Source organism: Falsiroseomonas sp. CW058 (assembly GCF_050563535.1).
Lineage (GTDB): Bacteria > Pseudomonadota > Alphaproteobacteria > Acetobacterales > Acetobacteraceae > Falsiroseomonas.
In genome coordinates, this window is sequence record NZ_JBNXUO010000007.1 from 80,050 (window position 1) to 99,903 (window position 19,854).

The 19,854-nt window shown below is 71.7% G+C and carries 23 protein-coding genes and 1 pseudogene; 8 read left to right on the top strand and 16 right to left on the bottom strand.

Translation table 11 applies throughout. The features are described from left to right. Positions 1-57 precede the first annotated feature (57 nt). The 11 genes from ACK8OX_RS08160 to purB form a co-directional block, all read right to left on the bottom strand. Positions 58-1,023: a glycosyltransferase family 2 protein gene (locus ACK8OX_RS08160; RefSeq protein ID WP_430663478.1), complete on the bottom strand. Its 966-nt coding sequence runs from the start codon at positions 1,021-1,023 to the stop codon at positions 58-60. A gap of 124 nt (positions 1,024-1,147) precedes the next feature. After that, positions 1,148-1,486, bottom strand: a complete 339-nt coding sequence (grxD, locus tag ACK8OX_RS08165; protein ID WP_430663479.1) for a Grx4 family monothiol glutaredoxin — start codon at positions 1,484-1,486, stop codon at positions 1,148-1,150. Between the two features lie 32 nt (positions 1,487-1,518). Further along, on the bottom strand, positions 1,519-1,752 hold the full coding sequence (locus tag ACK8OX_RS08170; RefSeq protein ID WP_430663480.1) for a BolA family protein: 234 nt from the start codon (positions 1,750-1,752) through the stop codon (positions 1,519-1,521). Continuing rightward, positions 1,752-3,968: a phosphoribosylformylglycinamidine synthase subunit PurL gene (gene purL / locus ACK8OX_RS08175; RefSeq protein ID WP_430663481.1), complete on the bottom strand. Its 2,217-nt coding sequence runs from the start codon at positions 3,966-3,968 to the stop codon at positions 1,752-1,754. Before purL ends, ACK8OX_RS08170 begins: the two co-directional genes overlap by 1 nt. An 18-nt stretch (positions 3,969-3,986) precedes the next feature. Then, on the bottom strand, positions 3,987-4,685 hold the full coding sequence (gene purQ / locus ACK8OX_RS08180; protein ID WP_430663482.1) for a phosphoribosylformylglycinamidine synthase subunit PurQ: 699 nt from the start codon (positions 4,683-4,685) through the stop codon (positions 3,987-3,989). 138 nt (positions 4,686-4,823) lie between these two features. Next, complete coding sequence (locus tag ACK8OX_RS08185; protein ID WP_430663483.1) at positions 4,824-5,051, bottom strand: hypothetical protein; 228 nt, start codon at positions 5,049-5,051, stop codon at positions 4,824-4,826. A 6-nt stretch (positions 5,052-5,057) separates the two neighbouring features. After that, positions 5,058-5,297, bottom strand: a complete 240-nt coding sequence (gene purS / locus ACK8OX_RS08190; RefSeq protein WP_430663485.1) for a phosphoribosylformylglycinamidine synthase subunit PurS — start codon at positions 5,295-5,297, stop codon at positions 5,058-5,060. 31 nt (positions 5,298-5,328) lie between these two features. Next, on the bottom strand, positions 5,329-6,093 hold the full coding sequence (gene purC / locus ACK8OX_RS08195; RefSeq protein WP_430663486.1) for a phosphoribosylaminoimidazolesuccinocarboxamide synthase: 765 nt from the start codon (positions 6,091-6,093) through the stop codon (positions 5,329-5,331). A 160-nt stretch (positions 6,094-6,253) separates the two neighbouring features. Continuing rightward, positions 6,254-6,991: an NRDE family protein gene (locus tag ACK8OX_RS08200; RefSeq protein ID WP_430663487.1), complete on the bottom strand. Its 738-nt coding sequence runs from the start codon at positions 6,989-6,991 to the stop codon at positions 6,254-6,256. A 63-nt stretch (positions 6,992-7,054) separates the two neighbouring features. After that, positions 7,055-7,378 (bottom strand): hypothetical protein, encoded by a 324-nt coding sequence (locus ACK8OX_RS08205; protein ID WP_430663488.1) that lies wholly within the window; start codon positions 7,376-7,378, stop codon positions 7,055-7,057. 79 nt (positions 7,379-7,457) lie between these two features. Beyond that, positions 7,458-8,792, bottom strand: a complete 1,335-nt coding sequence (gene purB, locus ACK8OX_RS08210; protein ID WP_430663490.1) for an adenylosuccinate lyase — start codon at positions 8,790-8,792, stop codon at positions 7,458-7,460. A 123-nt stretch (positions 8,793-8,915) separates the two neighbouring features. Here purB and ACK8OX_RS08215 point away from each other — a divergent pair. Together ACK8OX_RS08215 and ACK8OX_RS08220 are read left to right on the top strand one after the other, a co-directional pair. Further along, positions 8,916-9,539 (top strand): annotated as a pseudogene (locus ACK8OX_RS08215) (TerC family protein); the annotation flags it as partial. A 168-nt stretch (positions 9,540-9,707) separates the two neighbouring features. After that, complete coding sequence (locus ACK8OX_RS08220) at positions 9,708-10,301, top strand: hypothetical protein (RefSeq protein ID WP_430663491.1); 594 nt, start codon at positions 9,708-9,710, stop codon at positions 10,299-10,301. An 87-nt stretch (positions 10,302-10,388) separates the two neighbouring features. On the opposite strand, the gene parE is transcribed toward ACK8OX_RS08220, so the two are convergent. Next, positions 10,389-12,395, bottom strand: a complete 2,007-nt coding sequence (parE, locus tag ACK8OX_RS08225; protein ID WP_430663492.1) for a DNA topoisomerase IV subunit B — start codon at positions 12,393-12,395, stop codon at positions 10,389-10,391. A 179-nt stretch (positions 12,396-12,574) separates the two neighbouring features. Here parE and ACK8OX_RS08230 point away from each other — a divergent pair, with 179 nt between their 5' ends. Genes ACK8OX_RS08230 through ACK8OX_RS08240 form a run of 3 tightly spaced genes read left to right on the top strand, consistent with a single transcriptional unit; the run spans position 12,575 to position 13,663 of the window. Continuing rightward, positions 12,575-12,943: a hypothetical protein gene (locus tag ACK8OX_RS08230; protein WP_430663493.1), complete on the top strand. Its 369-nt coding sequence runs from the start codon at positions 12,575-12,577 to the stop codon at positions 12,941-12,943. A 38-nt stretch (positions 12,944-12,981) separates the two neighbouring features. Then, positions 12,982-13,359, top strand: coding sequence for a helix-turn-helix domain-containing protein (locus ACK8OX_RS08235; protein WP_430663494.1), 378 nt, complete (start codon positions 12,982-12,984; stop codon positions 13,357-13,359). Positions 13,360-13,411: 52 nt separating this feature from the next. Further along, positions 13,412-13,663: a hypothetical protein gene (locus ACK8OX_RS08240; protein ID WP_430663495.1), complete on the top strand. Its 252-nt coding sequence runs from the start codon at positions 13,412-13,414 to the stop codon at positions 13,661-13,663. A gap of 60 nt (positions 13,664-13,723) precedes the next feature. Here ACK8OX_RS08240 and dps read toward each other — a convergent pair whose 3' ends face one another. Continuing rightward, entirely contained in the window at positions 13,724-14,218 is a 495-nt protein-coding gene (gene dps / locus ACK8OX_RS08245) for a DNA starvation/stationary phase protection protein Dps (protein ID WP_430663496.1), read from the bottom strand. Between the two features lie 64 nt (positions 14,219-14,282). Beyond that, a complete protein-coding gene (locus ACK8OX_RS08250; RefSeq protein ID WP_430663498.1) occupies positions 14,283-15,893 on the bottom strand; it encodes an MFS transporter in 1,611 nt (536 codons plus the stop codon). Positions 15,894-15,991: 98 nt separating this feature from the next. Here ACK8OX_RS08250 and ACK8OX_RS08255 point away from each other — a divergent pair, with 98 nt between their 5' ends. Together ACK8OX_RS08255 and ACK8OX_RS08260 are read left to right on the top strand one after the other, a co-directional pair. Then, the gene (locus tag ACK8OX_RS08255; RefSeq protein ID WP_430663499.1) at positions 15,992-16,342 is read left to right on the top strand and encodes an Mpo1-like protein; all 351 of its coding nucleotides are present in this window, start codon (positions 15,992-15,994) and stop codon (positions 16,340-16,342) included. 298 nt (positions 16,343-16,640) lie between these two features. Next, positions 16,641-17,318, top strand: a complete 678-nt coding sequence (locus tag ACK8OX_RS08260; protein ID WP_430663501.1) for a calcium-binding protein — start codon at positions 16,641-16,643, stop codon at positions 17,316-17,318. 96 nt (positions 17,319-17,414) lie between these two features. On the opposite strand, the gene ACK8OX_RS08265 is transcribed toward ACK8OX_RS08260, so the two are convergent. After that, complete coding sequence (locus tag ACK8OX_RS08265; protein WP_430663502.1) at positions 17,415-18,701, bottom strand: NCS2 family permease; 1,287 nt, start codon at positions 18,699-18,701, stop codon at positions 17,415-17,417. A 204-nt stretch (positions 18,702-18,905) separates the two neighbouring features. Here ACK8OX_RS08265 and ACK8OX_RS08270 point away from each other — a divergent pair, with 204 nt between their 5' ends. Next, the gene (locus ACK8OX_RS08270; protein WP_430663503.1) at positions 18,906-19,220 is read left to right on the top strand and encodes a DMT family transporter; all 315 of its coding nucleotides are present in this window, start codon (positions 18,906-18,908) and stop codon (positions 19,218-19,220) included. A 7-nt stretch (positions 19,221-19,227) separates the two neighbouring features. On the opposite strand, the gene ACK8OX_RS08275 is transcribed toward ACK8OX_RS08270, so the two are convergent. Continuing rightward, positions 19,228-19,746, bottom strand: a complete 519-nt coding sequence (locus tag ACK8OX_RS08275; RefSeq protein WP_430663504.1) for a MaoC family dehydratase — start codon at positions 19,744-19,746, stop codon at positions 19,228-19,230. Positions 19,747-19,854 lie beyond the last annotated feature (108 nt).

Below are 19,854 nucleotides of genomic sequence, written 5' to 3' on the forward strand. Positions count from 1 at the left end.
GGCCACGCGCCGAGCCTGCCGGAACGCCGGTCCCGCGAGGGGCCGGCGTTTCGCGTTTCATCCGGCCGGGTAGCGCGCGAAGGGCCCGTGCAGACGCGCGGGCAGCAGCGGCAGCAGATGCGCCGCCGCCAGCAGGGCGGCGCGCTTCGGGCCCGGCGCCGCGGCGAAGGCGGTGCGGAGCTTCGCGAGGCCGCCGGCCTGCGCGCCGTGGCGGATCATCTCCTTCCCGACCACCCAGGCATTCTCGGCCTCCGCCCGTGCGCGGAGCCGCGCGGCGCGCTCCGGTCCCAGATGGGCGAGCAGGTCGGGGTTGGACCAGATAGCGGCCATGGCCGGCGCGAAGGCTTCCGGCGTGCCCGCCATCCGGCGATAGGCGCTGCCCGCGCGTTCCCGCACGAACAGCAGCGGCTCCCGCCCCGGCACGGCGGCGAAGGGCCCGCGGAGAGCGAGCCGGATCCAGCAGTCCCAGTCCTCGCCATAGCGCAGGCCGGGGCGGAAGCCACCGGTGGCCGCGAAGGCGTCCCGCCGCGCCAGCAGGTGCCCGCCATTGGCCAGCAGGTTCTGCACCAGCAGCCGGTCCAGGATGTCGCCCGAGGGATAGGGGCCGGGCTTGAGGCGAAGTGGCGGGTCGCCCGGGCGCGCCGCCTCGGCCACCGCCGCCCAGGCGCCATAGGCGGCCACCGCGCCCGGCGCCGCGTGCAGCGTCCGGGACAGGCGGCCCAGCGCGTCCGGCGCCAGCCAGTCATCGGCATCGAGGAACAGCAGCGCCTCGCCCCGCGCCGCGGCGATGCCGGCGCCCCGGGCGACCGACACGCCGGCATTGGCCTGGCGCAGGATGCGGATGCGCGGGTCGCCTTCCGCCGCGTCCTCGGCCGCACGGGCGGTCCCGTCGCGCGATCCGTCATCGACCACCACCATCTCCCAGGCCGGATGGTCCTGGGCGCGGGCGGAACGGACGGCATCCCCGACATAGGGGGCGACGTCGAAGGCGGGGGTGACGATGGAGATCAGGGGGGCCGGCACGCACCCCAGAGTGGAGAGGCGGGCGGCCGGGGCAAGTCACAGCGCCGCGGGGTGGCGGCGCCGGGCACCCGCCCAACCCTCCCCCGCGGGCGGGGGAGGGCCAGGCAGGACGCAGGGGTTGGCGTCAGGCGGTCGCCTTCGGCGTCACGCCCTTCTCCTCGAACATGCTCTGCAACTCGCCCGACTGGAACATCTCGGTGACGATGTCGCAGCCGCCGACGAATTCGCCCTTCACGTAGAGCTGCGGGATGGTCGGCCAGTTGGCGAAGCTCTTGATGCCCTCGCGCAGCTCCATGTCCTCCAGCACGTTCACGCCCTTGAAGGGCACGCCGACATGCGAAAGGATCTGCACGACGCGGGCCGAGAAGCCGCATTGCGGGAAGACCGGCGTGCCCTTCATGTAGAGCACCACCGGGTTGTCGCTGATCTCCGCCTGGATGCGGGTGTGGACGGGTTCGGTCATCGCTGTGCGTGTCCCTGGATGGTGATGCGTGGTCAGTCGGGTGCGGAGGTCTGCAGCGCCAGCGCGTGCAACGCGCCGCCCATGCGCCCCTGCAGCGCGGCATAGACGATCTGGTGCTGCTTGACGCGGGAGATGCCCTTGAAGGCGGAGGAGACGACGGTGGCGGCGTAGTGGTCGCCGTCGCCGGCCAAGTCCTCGATCGTGACCTGGGCGTCGGGCAGGGCGGATTTGATCAGCGCCTCGATCTCCGCCGCATTCATCGCCATCAGCCGATCCCCTCCATCAGCGCGGGCAGCGTCGCTTCGTGAGCGGCCCGCAACGTCGCGACTGATATGGAGGAGCCGTCGGGCAGAACCAAGTCCCCGCCGCCGCTTCGGCCGAGCCGCATGGCCGGCACCCCGGCGGCGGCGGCGGCGGCCAGCACCGGGCCGGCCTCGGCCACCGCCAGGACGTAGCGGCCCTGGTCCTCGCCGAACCACCAGGCATGGGCGGGGATGCCGGCGGGGGGGGCTTCCAGCGTGGCGCCAGTGCCCGCGCCCATCGCCATCTCCGCCAGCGTCACCAGCAGGCCGCCATCGGCGCAGTCATGGCAGGCGCGGACCCCCCCAGACAATATCAGACCGCGCACGAAGTCGCCGTTGCGCCGTTCCGCCGCGAGGTCCACGGGCGGCGGTGCGCCGTCCTCGCGCCCCGCCACCTCGCGCAGCCAGAGCGACTGGCCGAGCCAGCCCCGCGTCTCCCCCACCAGCACCAAGTCGAGCCCGGGGGAGAGCGCGAGGCCCACCGCCTGGCGCGCATCCTCCAGCACGCCGACCCCGCCGATCGCGGGGGTCGGCAGGATCGCCCGGCCTTCCGTCTCGTTGTAGAGCGAGACGTTGCCGCTCACGACCGGGAAGTCGAGCGCGGTGCAGGCGGATGCCATGCCGCGCACGGCGCCCGCGAACTGGCCCATGATCTCGGGCTTCTCGGGGTTGCCGAAATTCATGTTGTCGGTGATCGCCAGCGGGCGGGCGCCGACGGCGGTCAGGTTCCGCCACGCCTCCGCCACCGCTTGCCGGCCGCCTTCCTCGGGGTCCGCCAGGCAGTAGCGCGGGGTCGAGTCGGTGGTCATGGCGAGGGCGCGCGCCAGCCCCTCCAGCTTCACCACCGCCGCATCCGCGCCGCCTGGGCGCTGCACGGTCTGCCCGCCGACGGTGCTGTCGTACTGGTCCCAGATCCAGCGGCGGGAACAGAGGTCGAGGCTGCCCACCAGCCTCTCCAGCGCCGCCGCGATGCCGATGGGGTCCGGGATGGCGGAGGCGTCCAGCACCGGCTGGCGCGGCGTCTCCGCGGTCGGGCGGCGATAGAGCGGCGCTTCGGATTCGAGCGGCGCGAGGGGGATGTCCGCCTCCACCTCGCCGCGGTGGCGGATCACGATGCGGCCGGTGTCGGTCAGGTGGCCGATCACCGCGAAGTCCAGCTCCCACTTGCGGAAGATCGCCTCGGCCTGCGGCTCGGCGCCGGGCTTCAGGATCATCAGCATGCGTTCCTGGGATTCCGAGAGCATCATCTCGTAGGCGGACATGCCCGTCTCACGCTGGGGCACGCTGTCGAGGTGCAGCTCGATCCCGACGCCGCCCTTGCCCGCCATCTCGACCGAGGAGCTGGTCAGGCCCGCCGCGCCCATGTCCTGGATGGCGACGATGGCGTCGGTGGCCATCAGCTCCAGGCAGGCCTCGATCAGCAGCTTCTCCACGAAGGGATCGCCGATCTGGACGGTGGGGCGCTTCTCCTCGGAATCCGCGCTGAATTCGGCGCTGGCCATGGTGGCGCCGTGGATGCCGTCGCGCCCGGTCTTCGACCCGACATAGACCACCGGGTTGCCGATGCCGGCCGCGGCCGACAGGAAGATGCGGTCGGCAGGTGCGATGCCGACCGTCATGGCGTTGACCAGCGGGTTGCCGTTGTAGGCGGGATGGAAGTTCACCTCGCCGCCCACCGTCGGCACGCCGACGCAGTTGCCGTAGCCGCCGATGCCGCGCACCACGCCATCGATCACCCGCTTCATCCGCGGCGCGTCGGGGCTGCCGAAGCGCAGCGCGTTGAGGTTCGCGACCGGCCGCGCGCCCATGGTGAAGACGTCGCGCAGGATGCCGCCGACCCCGGTGGCCGCGCCCTGGTAGGGCTCGATGAAGGAGGGGTGGTTGTGGCTTTCCATCTTGAAGATGGCGGCCAGCCCGTCCCCGATGTCGATCACGCCCGCATTCTCGCCCGGACCGTGGATCACCCAGGGCGCCTTCGTCGGCAGGGTCCGCAGCCACACGCGGGAGGATTTGTAGGAGCAGTGCTCCGACCACATGACGGAGAAGATGCCGAGTTCGGTCAGCGACGGCGTGCGGCCGAGGATGGCGAGCACGCGGTCGAACTCGTCCGGCTTCAGGCCGAACTCGGCGGAGAGCTGCCGGGCGCGCGCGGGGTCGAGCGGGGTGGGGCGGTCGGTCATGTGGCGTTCCTGCGCGCCTCAGGCGGCGGCGAGCGTGGCGACGAGGGAGGTGAACATCGGCAGGCCGTCGGTGCCGCCCATGAGGTCGTCCACCAGGTCCTCGGGGTGGGGCATCAGCCCGCAGACGCGGAGGTTGGGGGACAGGATGCCGGCGATGGCGTCGCGCGCGCCGTTGCGGTTCGCCTCCGGCGTCACCCGGCCGTCGGGCGTGCAGTAGCGGAAGGCGACCAGGCCCTCGCCGTCGAGGCGCGCCACCGTCTCCGCGTCACCGAACCAGTTGCCGTCGCCATGCGCCATCGGCGCGCGGAACACCGCGCCCTGTTGCCAGTGCGCGGTAAAGGGTGTGCCCGCGCGTTCCACCCGCATGTGGCAGTCCATCGACAGGAAGCGCAGCGAGGCGTTGCGCAGCAGCGCGCCCGGCAGCATCCCCGCCTCGCAGAGGATCTGGAAGCCGTTGCAGACGCCGAGGACGTGGCCGCCGCCTTCCGCGAAGCGCCGCACGGCCCGCATGATGGGGGACTGCGCGGCCATGGCGCCGCAGCGGAGATAGTCGCCGTAGGAGAAGCCGCCGGGCAGCACGACGAGGTCGGTCCCCGCGGGAAGCTCGGCCTCGCGGTGGAACAGCGTCACGGGCTTGCGGCCGGTCGCGCGTTCCAGCGCGATCGCCATGTCGCGCTCGCGGTTGGTGCCGGGGAAGACGACGATGACGGCCTTCATGTGCCTACCTGAACGGGATGTGCGCGGCGGCCGGGGCGGCCGCTGCGGGAAGTGCCGGGATCGGCCCCGGCCATGACGGCCCGGCCGCGGGGATCGCGCGCGGCAGGTCGGCGAGCGCCTGCATCCCGCCGCCCGCCCCTAGCCGATCCAGACGCGCAGCCAGTGCAGCCCGCCGGCCACCAGCAGCGTGAAGACCGCGGCCAGCGCCGCGGCGGTCACCCAGCGGTCGAGCCCCTTCTTGCCGCGCGCCAGCAGGTCGAGCCGGTTGCGGGCAGCCACCTGCGGCGCCCGTCCCTCGCGCCAGCGCAGCCCCATGGCGATCAGCACCGTGAGGATCGCCATGACGAGGAGCGAGGCCTTCACCATGGCGGGCTAGACCAGCTCCACCCGGAAGCTCTCGATCACGGTGTTGGCGAGCAGGCGGCGCGCCATCTCCTCGGCGGCGGCGCGCGCCTTCGCGGCATCCGTCTCGGCGAGGTCGAGCTCGATCACCTTGCCCGCCCGCACCTCGCCCACCCCGGCGAAGCCGAGGCCTTCGAGCGCATGGCCGATGGCCTTGCCCTGCGGGTCGAGCACGCCCGCCTTCGGCATCACATAGACGCGCGCCTTCATCGTCCGGACCTCCGCTCCGCCTGTCCGCGGCTCACTGGACCGTCTCCGGCCCCTTCATGTCCCGCACCCCCGCCTCGGGCAGGATGCCGAGGCGGCGGGCCACTTCCTGGTAGCCCTCCTCGACCTTGCCGAGGTCGCGGCGGAAGCGGTCCTTGTCCATCTTCTCGCCGGTCTTCACGTCCCACAGGCGGCAGTTGTCGGGGCTGATCTCGTCGGCGAGGACGATCCGCATCTCCTCGTTCTCGTAGAGGCGGCCGAATTCCAGCTTGAAGTCCACCAGCGTGATGCCGACGCCGAGGAAGAGGCCCGTCAGGAAGTCGTTCACGCGCAGCGCCAGCGCCACGATGTCGTCGAGGTCCTGGGTGGAGGCCCAGCCGAAGCAGGTGACGTGCTCCTCGCTGACCATCGGGTCGCCGAGCGCGTCGTTCTTGTAGTAGTATTCGAGGATGGAGCGCGGCAGCCGCGTGCCTTCCTGGATGCCGAGCCGGGTGGAGAGGCTGCCGGCCGCCACGTTGCGGATCACCACCTCCAGCGGGATGATCTCCACCTCGCGGATCAGCTGTTCGCGCATGTTCAGGCGGCGGATGAAGTGGGTGGGCACGCCGATCTCGTGCAGGCGCATCATCAGGTATTCGCTGATACGGTTGTTCAGCACGCCCTTGCCGGTGATCGTGCCCTTCTTCTGCGCGTTGAAGGCGGTGGCATCGTCCTTGAAGTACTGCACCAGGGTGCCGGGCTCGGGCCCCTCGAACAGGATCTTGGCCTTGCCCTCGTAGAGCTGACGGCGGCGCGCCATGGTGCAGGAACTCCTCGGTGCCGCGGACCCGGGGGGTGGGACGCGCGAAGCCGCAGGGCCACAGGGCCCCGGGCGGGGGGTCGCTATAGCAGGGGTTTCGGGGGGCCGCCACGCCGCCGGCAGGGGGCAGACGTGCCGGCGGCGTAGGGCAGGGCCCGCCTCAGCCGGGCAGGGCCACCGGACGGAACGGCGCGGTCCCGGCCGGGCCGGGGCAGAAGCGCCAGCTCCGCGACCCGTCCGCGCCCAGCGCCGCGAGGCTGGCCGAGACGGTGCCGAACCCCTCCACCGGGGGCACGCGGAGCGCATCGGCGATGCCGTCCGGGCCGGTGCTGTCATCGGCCAGCAGGGCTTCCCAGGCCGCCCAGTCCCCGGTCGCGGGGTCGGGCGCGGGCGCCGCGCGGAAGTGGGGCAGGTGGCGGCGGATGCGGGGGCTCGCCGGGTCGTCCGGGTCATGGGCGGTGACCATGTGGACCCCCGCCGGGAGGCCGAGTGCCTCCGGATGGCCGTGCCCGAGGCCGCGGAGGAAGACCGCGCGGTCCCGATCGGCGACCACCAGGTTGAAGGGGCGCCATTCCCCTGCGTCGAGGGCGACGAGATGCCGCACCGCCGCCGCCGCCGAAGGCGCCGAGGCCGCGATCAGCGGCAGCACCCCGCGCGACCGCTTGCCGGGGGCGGGGCCGAGGCTGCCGGGCCGGTTGAGCGCCGCGGCGACGACGCGCGCCCCCATCGCCATCCAGCTGCCGCCGCCGCTGCGGTCCCGACCGCCGACCACGCCCGGATGCCCGGGCCAATGGGCGGCCGGCGGGTCCCAGGCGCGGTCCAGGCGCTCGTCGCGATTCGCGGCCAGAAGCAGCGGCCAGGGATGGCCGGGGCGATGGAGGATGACGACGGTGCACACCCCGCCATCCTGCCACCCGCAGCCCCGCCCGGCAGCCCCTTCAGCCCATCCCCCCGGGGCGGGTCAGAAGCGGAAATACAGCCCGACGCCCGGCGGCGGGGGCGGCGGGCGGTAGTAGCGCGGCGGCGGCGCGTAGTAGGCCGGCGGCGGGGGCGCGTAGTAATGGCGCGGCGGCGGCCCGTAATAGGCCGGCGGCGGCGGCGCGTAATGGCGCCGCCAGGGCGGCGGGCCCGGCACGTAGCGCGGCGGCGGGTCGTACCAGTAGCCGACCTGCCGCACCGCATCGGCCGGGGCGCGGGCCGCGGCCTCCGCGGCGGCGGGTTGCGTGGCGCCGACCAGCAGGCCGGCAGCGGCCACCATCGGCAACAGCCTGGTCAGGATGCGCATGACGCCTGATCCTCCTTGCCCCGCGTATATAGGCACGGCCTGTGGCGAGACCTGGGCAATATGAGGGCGGACCGTTCCGTCAGGCACCGAGCACGCGGGCGAAGGTTGCCTCCACGAAGCGGAAGTCGCGCGCCGGGTCCATCGCGGCGTCCAGGGCGGCGGCGTCCAGCTTCGCCGCCACCTCGGGATCGGCCAGCAGGTTGGCGCGGAAATCCTGCGCGCCGGGCTCGCCCAGCATCGTCCAGGTCGCCATCGCCGCGCGCTGCACGGCGGCGTAGCTCGCCTCCCGCGACAGCCCCGCCTGCGTCAGCGCCAGCAGCACCTTCTGCGAATGCACGACGCCGCCGAGGGATTCCAGGTTCTGCCGCATCCGCTTCGGGTGGACCGTGAGCTTCGTCATCATCCCCGTCGCCCGCGCCAGCGCGAAATCGAGCGCGATGGTGGCGTCCGGCCCGATCACGCGCTCCACGCTGGAATGGCTGATGTCGCGCTCGTGCCAGAGCGCCACGTTCTCCAGCGCCGGCATGACGTAGCCGCGCACGAGGCGCGCGAGGCCGGTGAGGTTCTCGCTCAGCACCGGGTTGCGCTTGTGGGGCATCGCGCTGCTGCCCTTCTGGCCGGCGGAGAAGAACTCCTCCGCCTCCCGCACCTCGCTGCGCTGGAGGTGGCGGACCTCGGTCGCCAGCCGCTCGATCCCGGCGGCGACGACGCCGAGCGCCGAGAAGAAGGCGGCGTGGCGGTCGCGCGGGATGACCTGGGTGGAGACCGGCTCCACCGCCAGGCCGAGCTTCGCGGCCACATGCGCCTCGACCCGCGGGTCGACGCTGGCGAAGGTGCCGACCGGGCCGCTGATGGCGCAGGTTGCGACCTCGGCCCGCGCCGCGACCAGGCGGGCGCGGTTGCGCTGGAATTCCGCGAGGTGGCCGAGCAGCTTCAGCCCGAAGGTCGTGGGCTCGGCGTGGATACCGTGGCTGCGGCCGATGGTCGGCGTGTGCTTGAACTCGACCGCGCGCGCGCGGAGCGCCTCGATCAGCGCGTCCACATCCGCGACCAGCAGGTCCGCCGCGCGAGTCATCTGCACCGCGAGGCAGGTGTCGAGCACGTCGGAGGAGGTCATGCCCTGGTGCATGAAGCGCGCCTCCTCGCCGATCCCCTCGCCGAGCCAGGTGAGGAAGGCGATCACGTCATGGCGCGTCTCGCGCTCGATCGCATCGATGCGGTCGAGGTCGGCCTGCGTGATGTCGGCCACGCGCCGCGCGCCGCGTTCGCGGATCGCGCGCGCCGCTTCCTGCGGAATGGTGCCGAGCCCGGCCATCGCCTCGGCCGCGGTCGCCTCGATGTCGAACCAGATGCGGAAACGTGTCTCGGGCGACCAGATGGCGGTCATCTCGGGGCGGCTGTAGCGGGGGACCATCGGTCGTCCTGTTCATGTTCGCAGTCGTGCGCGCCCTCGCCTCATCGCGCGCAAAGGCGCCAGTTGACAAGCCTGCCGTGCCAATCGCATGAGCGCGGAAACCGGGAACTGGGCTGTCCGATCATGGATTTTTCTTCATTCTATCCGCAACTCGTCGCACTCGGGCAGGTTCTGCTCATCGACATCGTGCTGGCGGGCGACAACGCCATCGTCGTCGGCATGGCGGCAGCCGGCCTGCCGGCGGAGCAGCGGAAGAAGGCGATCTTCTGGGGCATCGTCGCCGCGACGGTGATGCGCATCGCCTTCGCCTCGATCACGGTCCAGCTGCTGTCCATCGTCGGCATCACCCTCGCGGGCGGCGTGCTGCTGCTCTGGGTCTGCTGGAAGATGTACCGCGAGCTGCGCGACGGCGGCCATGGCGACCCGGACGAGGCGCTGGCGGCGGCCGAGGGCGAGGCGGGCGGGCAGCGCAAGACGCTGCGCCAGGCGATCACGCAGATCCTCGTCGCCGACGTCTCGATGAGCCTCGACAACGTGCTGGCGGTGGCCGGCGCCGCGAAGGACCACCCCTACATCCTCATCATCGGGCTGGCCTTCAGCGTCGTGCTGATGGGCATCGCGGCGACGCTGATCGCGCGGCTGCTCGACCGGCACCGCTGGATCGCCTGGGTGGGGCTGCTGATCATCCTCTACGTCGCCGCCCAGATGATCTTCGAGGGCACGCATCAGGTCGCGGACAACGTGCCGGAAGCCTATGGCTACCTGATGCTGCCGCTTGGCTGGATGGCGCTGCCGGGGGTGTTCCCGGTGGGGCTCTGGGCCTTCGCCACGATCTTCCACGTCGCGATCATCGCGATGGTGGCGACGCTGGTGGCAGACCTGACGCTGAACCTCATCCGCAGGAACCGCTGACCCATGCGCGCCGCCCTCCTCCTGCCCGTCCTGACCGTGGTGGCCTGCGCGCCCGGGCCGGGGGAGGGGCCGGGGACGCGCCCCGGCGGGGCGGCCCTGCCGCTCGATGCGGCGGTGGCCCGCCTGCCGGCGAATGTCGCGGGCTTCACCCGCGGCGATGCCGCCTGGCATGAACGCGACACGCCCGGCCTCGGCGCCGCGGTGGACTATGCGGGGCCGGCCCGGTCGGCGGTGGCGACGGTCAGCCTCTACGACCGTGGCCAGGCGGTGACGCCGGGCGACCCGGCATCGCCCCGCGTGCAGGGGGAATTCGCCGCCGCGGTGGCCGACGCCGTCGCGACGGCCGGCACCCGCACCAGCCAGCAGATCACCGAACGCGAGCGGTCGGAGCTGCCCGTCCCCGGCGGGCCGGCGCTGAGCTGCGCACGGCTGTCCGGCACCTATGGCCGGCAGGAGGTGCGGACGCTGCTGTGCCTCGGCACCGCCGATGGCCGCTTCCTGAAGGTGCAGGTGACGGCGCCGGCGCGCCAGGTGCGGCCGGTCGACCCCATTCCCTTCGTCATCGGCATCGCCCAGGCGGCGCGCGGCCAGGGCTGAGCGGGGCCCGGCCGGGATACCGGCCGGGCCGCCTGGCGGCCACGGGCCCGCCGCGGCGGACCCGTGGCCGCAGCGGAAGCGCCGGTGTCAGGCGTCCACCGCCTCGTCGTCGAGCTTCGCCGCATTCTCCTGGATGAAGCGGAAGCGGAGTTCCGGGCGGCGGCCCATCAGCGCCTCGATCAGTTCGGAGGTGCGGGCGCGTTCCTCGGGCGGCATGACGACCTTCAGCAGGGTGCGCCGCCTCGGGTCCATCGTCGTCTCCTTCAGCGAGGCGGGCGGCATCTCGCCCAGGCCCTTGAAGCGGGAGACGTCGACCTTCTGGTTCGCCTTGAATTCCTTCTTCATCAGCCGGTCCTTGTCGGCGTCGTCCCTGGCATAGACCGTCTTGCCCGGAGCCTGGAGGCGGTAGAGCGGCGGCTGCGCCAGGAACAGGCGTTCCTGCCGGACCAGCTCGGGGAATTCCTTGTAGAAGAAGGTCATCAGCAGGGCTGCGATATGGGCGCCGTCCACATCGGCATCGGTCATGATGACGACGCGGCCATAGCGCAGGCGGGCCACGTCGAAACGGTCCCCCGCGCCGCAGCCCAGCGCCTCGATCAGGTCCTTCAGTTCCTGGTTGGCCCGCAGCTTGTCGGCCGAGGCGCTGGCCACGTTCAGGATCTTGCCGCGCAGGGGCAGCACCGCCTGGGTCTCGCGGTCGCGCGCCTGCTTGGCGGACCCGCCGGCGCTGTCGCCCTCCACCAGGAACAGCTCCGTCCCCTCCGCGCTCTCGCGCGAGCAGTCGGCGAGCTTGCCGGGCAGGCGCAGCTTGCGGGTGGCGGATTTCCGCGGCGTGTCCTTCTGGTCGCGCCGGCGGATGCGTTCCTCGGCGCGCTCGATGGTCCAGGCGAGCAGGTTGTCCGCCGTCGCGGGGTCGCCGGCCAGCCAGTGGTCGAAATGGTCGCGCAGCGCGGCCTCGACCAGGCGCGCGGCTTCGGGGCTGGTCAGCTTGTCCTTGGTCTGGCCCTGGAACTGCGGGTCCCGCACGAAGACGCTGAGCATCCCGGCAAGGCCGCCCAGCACGTCCTCCGCCGTCACGCTCGCCGCGCGGCGTTCCTTGCGGTGCTCGCCATAGGCGCGCAGCCCCTTCACCAGCGCGGCGCGCAGCCCGGCCTCATGCGTGCCGCCCTGCGGCGTGGGGATGGTGTTGGCGTAGGTGGAAAGGAAGCCTTCGCCCTGCTCCAGCCAGGTCAGCGCCCATTCCGCGCGGCCGGCGCCGTCGGGGAAGCTCGCCTCCCCCGCCCAGGGGGCCGGGACCACCGCCGCGCGGCCCTCGATCGAGGCGGCGAGGAAGTCCCGCAGGCCGCCCGGGAAATGCAGCGTGGCGGCCGCCGGCGTGTCCGTGCCCTCGACCAGGGCCGGGTCGCAGGACCAGCGGATCTCCACGCCGCGGAACAGGTAGGCCTTGGACCGGCAGAGCCGGTGCAGGCGGGCGGGGGAGAAGGCCTGCTTGCCGAAGATCTCGGGGTCCGGGCGGAAGCGCACCGTGGTGCCGCGGCGATTGTGGATCGGGCCCATGTTCTTCAGCTTCTGCACGGGCTTCCCGCGCTCGAACGCATGCGCGAACAGGGTGCGGTCGCGCGCGACCTCCACCTCCAGCCGGTCGGACAGCGCGTTCACCACGGAACTGCCCACGCCATGCAGGCCGCCCGAGGTGTCGTAGGCCTTGCCCGAGAACTTGCCGCCGGAGTGGAGGGTGGTGAGGATCACCTCCAGCGCGGAGAGCTTCGGGAACTTGGGGTGGGGGTCCACCGGGATGCCACGGCCGTTGTCGCGCACGGTCAGCCAGTTGCCGGGCTCGAGCGTGACCTCGATGCGGTCGGCATGGCCGGCCACCGCCTCGTCCATGGCGTTGTCGATGACCTCGGCCGCCAGGTGGTGCAGCGCATTCTCGTCGGTGCCGCCGATATACATGCCCGGGCGGCGCCGCACGGGTTCCAGCCCCTCCAGGACCTCGATGTCCTTGGCGGAGTAGCCGGTGTCGGCAGGGGTGAAGTTGGGCGTGGCCTTGGCGGCAGGCTTGGGGGACCGGCCGCGGCCAAACAGATCGTTCATGCTGTGTTCTCGCTCGCCGGGCCAAGATAGCGGCGTGGGGCGGCGGGTTCAACCTGAGCCGGGCCGGCCCTGCCGAGGTGGACGGTGCCCGGCCGTCGTGTAGTCTGCTGCCGGACGAAGGCTTGGCGTCGCAGCGGTCGCGGCTTCACTCGCCCGCGCACAGGAAGGACGGATCCGTATTGACGGAAGTGTTCTTTTTCCGGACGGACGAGGAAGAATTCGCCGCCGGCGAGTTCCTGCTGCTGTCGACGCCGGAGAAGGACTGGGTTCTTCGCCAATGCGCCCGGGCCGGGGAAAGGTGGCTTCGCCGTCGCAGCGGCCTCCTGGCATGGCCGCGACAGCTGCCCATATTCGTCGACCCACGAGGCATTGAGGTCTTCCGCGAAGAACGCGACTCGTGCGTCATGCTATACTCGGTGACACCCGCGATGGACGGGGAGCCGGTCGTCACCGTCCTGTACCTGGGCGGTGAGTTGCTGACGACCGGGCAACTTGCCCGCATGGCGGCCGAACGCGTGCAGGCCTGCTTCTTCGGAAGGGTTCGGTGATGACCATGAGCGCCCGGCGGGGCGGAGTTCCACGGCCGATGGGCGCCAGCGCCGTCGAGGTGCTGGAGTCCCTGCCGGCGGCGGAACGCGAGCAACTCGCGGCGGCAGGTCATTCCCCCGCAGCCATGCGCCTTGGCGGCAGCCTGCGCGCCGCGCGCCGCCGCGCCGGCCTGGGGGTGGAGGCGCTGGCGCGCCGGCTCGACCTGCCCGCGGAGGAGTTGCGCGCGATCGAGTCCGGCGTGGTCGAGGCGCAGGCCGATGAGACGCTGCTGATCCGGCTCTTCGCGACGCTCAACGCCGCCCTCCCTGCCTCCCGCATGCAGGACCGCTACGGCCACGCCTTCAGCGCGGCCGAGAGTCTCGGGCACGAGGCGGGCGTGGCGGAAACCTGGCACGGGTTCGACGCGAAGGCCTGAAGCCTTGTGGGACCTGGCGAAGGACGCGCTGGGTGTCCTCGGGTCCCTCCTGATGGCCATCCCCTGGTTCCTGGACTACCTCGTCAAGCGCGACCTCGAACGCGCGCGCCGGACGCGGATCCGGGGCGAGGACCCGGTCCGGAGCCAGATCCGCAAGGATCTCCAGGGCTGGCAGGGACGGTTGCGGGACAAGCTGGAGAGGCCGAGCAGCGGGCAGTTGCGGTGCCAGCTCCTCGGCGTGCTCCTGGTCGGCGCGAGCTTCGCGATCAGCCTGCTGCGCGGGATCGGCGTGCTGCAGGGCTGAGCCGCCCGGGTCTGCCCGCGCGGTGACGGATGGCGCCCCGGCCGGGGTGGGGGCGCCGGATCAGCCCTCCGCCGTCGCCTCCATCATCCAGACGGCCTTGTCGAGGTTCCGCGACACGCCGGTCAGCAGGTCGGCGGTGTCGGCATCGCCCGCCTCGTCGGTGGCGTCGATGCCTTCGCGCACCGTCCTGGCCGCGGCGCAGTACCGCTCCAGCAGGGCATGGAGGTGTTCCGAGCCCTGGCGGATGCCGGCCGGATAGGGCGCGAGGCGGGTGCCGCCGGCGACCGACTGGCTGGTGCCCATCGCCGTGCCGCCGAGCTGGACCAGCCTTTCGGCGATCTCGTCGATGTCGGTCTCCATCTGGGTGTAGAAGGTCTCGAACAGGGTGTGCAGCGAGTGGAACTGCGGGCCCTTCACGTTCCAATGGGCCTGGCGGGTGCTGTTGTAGAGGTCGATGCTGTCGGTCAGCACGCCCTGCAGCACCTCGATGGAGGCCTTCTTCGCGTTGTCGGCCAGGTCGAGCCGGGTGCGGGGCTTGCCCTCGGATTTCGGCATGCGGGATCTCCCTTCCGTTGCGTCCGCGCCCCAACGTGGTTCATCGGGGTCGCGTTGCATCCGATCAGCCGATCCCTGGCGGCATGACGTTGAGGTAGCGCGCCGCCTCCGGCGGGGCATCGCCGCGGTGCAGCGCGTTGGCGCGGGCGAGGACGGCGCGGTCATGCTCGGTCAGGCGGTCGGCCTCGCGCAGGTGGTCGGTCCAGCTCTCCACCACCCACAATTCCACCCAGCGTTCGGGATGGGCCACATCCTCGTAGAGCTGCCAGGCCAGCGCCCCGGCGCGCAGGCGGACATGGCGGCTTTCCGCCATGGTCGCCAGGAAGCGGGCGCGGTCGGCAGGATCGATGACGTAGCGGACCACCTCCAGCACCCGCCCGGATTCGCCGGTGAGGAGGGGGGCGAGCACGGCGGCGGCGGGTTCCGGCTTCGGCACCGGGGCGGGGGGACCGGCGGGAAGGGCCGGGCTGGCCGGCGGCTCGATCGACAGGTGGCGCACCATCACCGCGCCCAGGCCGCAGGCCAGCCCGAAGGCGCCGAGGGCGGGGGAGAGGCCGAACACCTCCCCCGCCCAGCCGCCAAGCGCGGTGCCGAGCGCGAGCGCGCCGAAGGTGCCGAGCTGGTAGATGCCGATCGCCCGCGCCCGCACCCAGGCCGGTGCGGCCAGCTGCGCCGAGGCCTGGAGCGTGGAGGCCCCGGCGATCCAGGCGAAGCCGAAGCCGAGCATGGCGAGGATCGCGACCGACCAGTGCCCCGCCTGCCCGAGCAGCGCGAGCGAGGCGCCGCCCAGGATGCAGGCCGCCACCACCGTCCCGCCGCGGTCGAGCCGCCGGCGCAGCGCGGGCAGCAGGAAGCCGCCGGTCACCGCGCCGACCCCCATCGCCGCCAGCGTCGCCCCGTACCACTCCGGGCCGAGGCGCAGCTGTTCGCGCACCAGCAGCGGCAGCAGCCCCCAGATCGCGGCGAGGAAGCCGAAGAAGACGCAGCCGCGGATGATGGTGGCGCGCAGCGGCGGGCTGGCGCGCACGAAGCCGATGCCGGCGCGCATCGCCGACAGGAAGTGTTCCTTCGGCAGCGTCCGCCGCGGTTCCTCCCGCCGCCAGGCGACCAGGGCGAAGATGACGACGATGAAGGACAGCGCGTTGAGCGCGAAGGTCGCCTCGGGCCCGGCCAGCGCGACCGTGAAGCCGCCGATCGCGGGGCCTATGGCGCGGGTCAGGTTGAAGCCGATGCCGTTCAGCACGATGGCCTGGGTGAGGTCCTGCCGGGGCACGACCTCGGGCGTGGTGGCGGCCCAGGCGGGGGAATTCATCGCGGTGCCGGCGCCGATCGCGAAGGTCAGCGCCAGCAATCCCCAGGCGCCGAGCACGCCCGCGAAGGTCAGCACCGCCAGCAGCGTGCCGCAGAGCGCCATCCAGGCCTGCGCGGCGATGAGGTAGAGGCGGCGGTCCAGGATATCGGCCAATGCGCCGGCGGGCAGGGCCAGCAGGAAGACCGGCAGCAGGGCCGAGACCTGCACGAGGCTGACCATCAGCGGCGAGGGGGCGAGTTCCGTCATCAGCCAGCCCGCGCCGGTATTCTGCATCCACATGCCGGTGTTGGAGCAGAGATTGGCCAGCCACAGCAGCCGGAAGGCCGGGTGGCGCAGGGGGGTCAGGGCGGTGGGAAGTCGCATTGGGATCAAAATGGCAGTCCAGTGGGGCAGGGGGGAAGCGCGAAGCGGGCCATCTGGATGCTGGAACCGGTGGGGGTGGGGAGGCTAAACTTCCCTCCATGTCCGCCGGCCGCATCGCCACCTATGCCGAGTTCTGGCCCTTCTACCTGCGGGAACATGCGCGCCCGCTGACGCGGCGGCTGCATGCGGTTGGCACGCTGGCGGGTGTCGCGCTGGTTGTCGCGGCGGTCGCGTTCGGCTGGTGGCCGTGGCTTCCGGCCGGGCTGGCGGTGGGATACGGGCTGGCCTGGGGGTCGCATCTGGTGGTGGAGCGGAACCGGCCCGCGACCTTCCGCCACCCGCTGTGGTCGCTGTGGAGCGACCTGCGGATGGCCTGGCTGATGCTGACGGGCCGTCTGGACCGCGAACTTGCCGCGGCCGGGATACCTTCAGGGCCGTCTCAAAAATAAGACGATACGATATCGTCAAGACTTCGTGCCCTGCGTGGCGGCAGGGTCGGCCAGGGCGCCGGTCGTGCGGAGGGTATTGGTTGCCAACGATTTCAACAGGATGTTGCGATCCGGCCCGCCTTGGGGCTGAGGGCGGAGATCCCGCGGGCGCGTCTCAAGAATCGTAAACCGTCCGTAACAGACGACAATTCGATACGCAGAGGCTATTTTTTCGTTGACGGGCAGACTGTCCAAAATATAGGAATCATCCCAATGAAAGCGGCGTTCCCGTCCGCAGCCCGCCCGCAGGAGCCCCCCAATGTCCGGCTACGCCTCCATCCACGGCACCGACAGCAGCGAGACGATCGACACCACGGGCCAGGGCAACCGCAGCGACTGGATCTGGGCCAAGGACGGCAACGACACCATCTCCAGCGGCGGCGGGGATGACGGCATCCATGCCGGGTCGGGCAAGGACCTGGTCTATGCCGGCACCGGCAACGACACCGTCTTCGGCCAGGCCGCGCAGGACCGCCTGTATGGCGAGGGCGGCAACGACTTCCTCGACGGCGGCAACAGCAACGACCTGCTTTCGGGCGGCGCCGGCAACGACGCGTTGATCGGCGGCAAGCAGGACGACACGCTCGAAGGCGGGGCCGGCAACGACCTGCTGACCGGCGACGGCACCAGCCTGATGAGCGGCGACGCCCAGGGCACCGGCGCCTACGGCACCAGCAATGACGGCCAGGACGTCTTCTACTTCGACAACGGCTTCGGCCAGGACACGATCCTGGACTTCAACCTGGGCGACGACATGCTGGAGATCCGCTCCGGCATCAACGGCACGGGCATCAGCAACCCGACCGACCTCGTCCCCTATATCGGCGAGGCGAGCGGCAACGCCGTCATCACCATCGGCGCCGACAGCATCACCCTCGTCGGCGTCAGCAAGGCTGACCTGCTGGCCAACCTGCAGGACGTGGTGGACATCGTCTGACCGGGTTGGTGCCGCGCCCCACCCGGCGCGGCACCCGGCCGCAGGAGGCGGCAGGCGCCGGGGGAAGACCCCCCGGCGCCCTTTTCGCGCGTCGCTTCAGGCCAGCGCGAACTTCACGGCTGACAGCGCTGCCAGAAGCCAGACCGCGCCATGCACCTCGGCCGCGCGGCCGGCCACCGTCTTGACCAGCGCATAGGTCAGGAAGCCGAGCCCGATGCCGGTCGCGATCGAGAAGGTGAAGGGCATGGCCAGGGCGGTGACGATGGCGGGCAGGTATTCCGTCTCGTCGTCCCAGGCGATGTCCTGCAGCCCCTTCGCCATCAGGCAGGCGACGAAGACCAGCGCCGGCGCGGTGGCGAAGCCGGGGATGGAGGTGGCGAGCGGCGCGAGGAACAGCGTCAGCAGGAACAGCACCGCCACGGTCAGCGCGGTCAGCCCCGTGCGGCCGCCCGCCTGGATGCCCGCCGCGCTCTCGATGTAGCTCACCGTCGTAGAGGTGCCGAGTGCGGCGCCGATCATCGCGCCGCCCGAATCCGCGGTCAGCGCGCGGCCCAGATTGGGGACCGTGCCGTCCCGCCGCATCAGCCCCGCCCGGTGCGTCGTCGCGATCAGCGTGCCGGTGTTGTCGAGCAGGTCCACCAGGAAGAAGGTGAAGACGATACCGACCAGGCCCACGCCCAGCGCGCCGGCCAAGTCCATCTGCAGGAAGGTCGGCGCCAGCGAGGGCGGGGCGGAGACGATCCCCCTGAAGCTGGTCAGCCCGAAGGGCAGTCCGATCAGCGCGGTGGCGAGGATGCCGAGCACGATCGCCCCCGGCACCCGGCGCGCCACCAGCCCCGCGATGATGACGAAGCCCGCGCAGGCGATCAGCGTGGAGGTGACGGACAACGGGCCAAGCCCCACCAGCGTCGCCTGGTTGGCCACGACCAGGCCCATGCCGCGGAGTCCGATCAGCCCGAGGAAGAAGCCGATCCCCGCCGCGATGCCGAGCTTGAGCGACAGCGGGATGCCGTTCACCAGCCATTCCCGGATCTTCAGCACGGACACCAGGAAGAAGATCATCCCCGAGATGAACACCGCCCCCAGCGCCACCTGCCAGGGGATGCCCATGGCGCCGACCACCGCGAAGGCGAAATAGGCGTTCAGCCCCATGCCCGGCGCCAGCGCGATCGGGAAATTAGCCAGCAGCCCCATCAGCGCGCTGCCGATCGCGGCGGCAAGGCAGGTCGCGACGAAGGCGGCACCGGGGTCGATGCCCGCGGCGGCCATGATGGAAGGGTTGACCACGACGATGTAGACCATCGTCAGATAGGTCGCGAGGCCGGCCATGACCTCGGTGCGCGGCGTGGTGCCGCGTTCGGAAAGCTGGAAGAAGCGGTCCATGCGGGGGAGACTCCAGGGGACGGGCGGCAAGACTAAAGCCTGATCCGGCGCCATGGCCCAGATCGTCGCCCCATCCTGGCCTACCGCCCTGCCGCGTCCCACGCTCCGCCTCCTTGCGGCCGGCGCCCGGGGTGTCCGGATGAGGGGCAGGGCAACCCCCGCGCGGCGGATGCGCTGCCGTGGCGACGAAGGAGGAGACGGGTCTTGGCGTGGGCGATGCTGGTGCTGGCCGGGGTGCTCGAGGTGGGCTGGGCGATCGGGCTGAAGGTGAGCGAGGGGTTCAGCCGGCTCTGGCCCAGCGTCTGGACGGTGCTGGCCATGGCGGCGAGCATCGCCCTGCTGGGCCTCGCGCTGCGCACGTTGCCGGTGGGCACGGCCTATGCGGTCTGGACCGGCATCGGCGCGGTGGGCACGGCCGCCTTCGGCATGCTGGTGCTGGGCGAGCCTGCGACCGCCGCGCGGATCGGCGGCGTCGCGCTGATCGCCGCCGGCATCGCGGTGCTGAAGGCGTCCGGCTGAACGCCCGTCAGTAGTTCGCCTTCTTCTCGACGTCGTAGCCGCGCTTGGCGATCAGCATCGTGCGGTCGAACTCGCAGACCAGCACGCCCGCCTGGTTGAAGCCGCGGGTGCGCACGCCGACGATCCCGGCATTCGGGCGCGACCTGCTCTCGCGCTTGTCGAGCACCTCGCTCTCGGCGGTCAGCGTGTCGCCGGCGAAGAGCGGGTGGGTCAGCCTGATCTCCTTCCAGCCGAGATTGGCGATCGCCTTCTGGGACACGTCGCTGACGCTCATCCCCACCAGCACCGCGACCGTGAAGGGGGAGGCGATGATGCAGCGGCCGAACTCGCTGTGCTTCGCGTATTCGACGTCGAAATGCATCGGGTGCTGGTTCATGGTCAGCAGGGTGAACCAGGTGTTCTCCGTCTCGGTCAGGGTCCGGTTCGGCCGGTGCTCATAGATGTGGCCGACCTCGAAATCCTCGTAGAAGCGGCCGTAGCTTTCGCGGAAGCGGTTGGGGGCGACCTCGTTGTGGGTCTGGACCATGGGGGTTGCTCTCCTCGGGCGGGCGCGGACTTGTCCGGACAAATCCTGTGCCGCCTGCGCGCCCGCCGGTCAAGCGGTCCTCCCCGCGCGGAGCGCGGTTGGGGCGCC